The sequence below is a fragment of the Tersicoccus phoenicis genome (genome assembly GCF_001968835.1).
GTDB classification, from domain to species: domain Bacteria; phylum Actinomycetota; class Actinomycetes; order Actinomycetales; family Micrococcaceae; genus Tersicoccus; species Tersicoccus phoenicis.
In genome coordinates this window covers 1-694 of the sequence record NZ_MRDE01000104.1, presented here as the reverse complement: position 1 = coordinate 694, position 694 = coordinate 1, and the positions used below count along the sequence as shown (strand labels likewise).

Annotated in this window: 1 protein-coding gene and 1 pseudogene; one reads left to right on the top strand and one right to left on the bottom strand. The window is 67.4% G+C overall.

What is annotated here, in order from left to right:
- Positions 1–575, top strand: a 575-nt coding sequence (locus BKD30_RS15165; RefSeq protein WP_218189322.1) for an integrase catalytic domain-containing protein, incomplete at its 5' end; no start/stop codon positions are given.
- Here BKD30_RS15165 and BKD30_RS16540 read toward each other — a convergent pair.
- A pseudogene (locus BKD30_RS16540) lies at positions 468–694 on the bottom strand (IS1634 family transposase); the annotation flags it as partial. The gene BKD30_RS15165 and the pseudogene BKD30_RS16540 sit on opposite strands and share 108 nt — an antisense overlap.

Here is a 694-nt window from a genome sequence, read left to right as displayed (position 1 = left end):
CGATCGCGGAGCTGGAGGCGATGAGCGCGGCCACGATCGACCGGTACCTGGCGCCGGCACGCCGGTCGATGCAGCTGCGCGGCATCTCGACCACGAAGCCCTCTCCGTTGCTGCGCAACTCGATCGGGCTGAGCAAGGTCGGCGACGAGCCAGCGACCGTGCCGGGGGTGATCGAGGCGGACACCGTCGCGCACTGCGGGCCGACGTTCCAGGGCGAGTTCGCGCGGACGCTGACGATGACGGACCTGGTCACCGGCTGGACCGAGAACGCGTCGATCCGCAACAACGCAGCCAAGTGGATCGTGCAGGCCGTCGCCGATCTGCAGGGCATGTTCCCGTTCCCGCTGCGCGTGTTCGACTCCGACAACGGCTCCGAGTTCATCAACCATGACGTCGCCGACTGGCTCCAGCAGCGCGACATCGCGCAGACCCGGTCGCGGCCGTACAACCTGAGTTGGGTCAAATCGTTAGTGCCTCGCTGTCGGGGCGTGGATTGCGTCGAGGATGGCTTGTTCGTCGGGGCCGGCCTGGGCCGGGATGGTTGTGGTGGTGCCGTTGACCGTGATGGTCGCTGACCGCAGTGGCTTAAGGGCTCGGATGACGCGTCGCAGTGACAGCCCGGTCCGGTCCTGCACGGCACGGCTTACTGCCAGGGCGGTGAATACGATCGTCAGGTGGGCCTCGATCGCGTCGC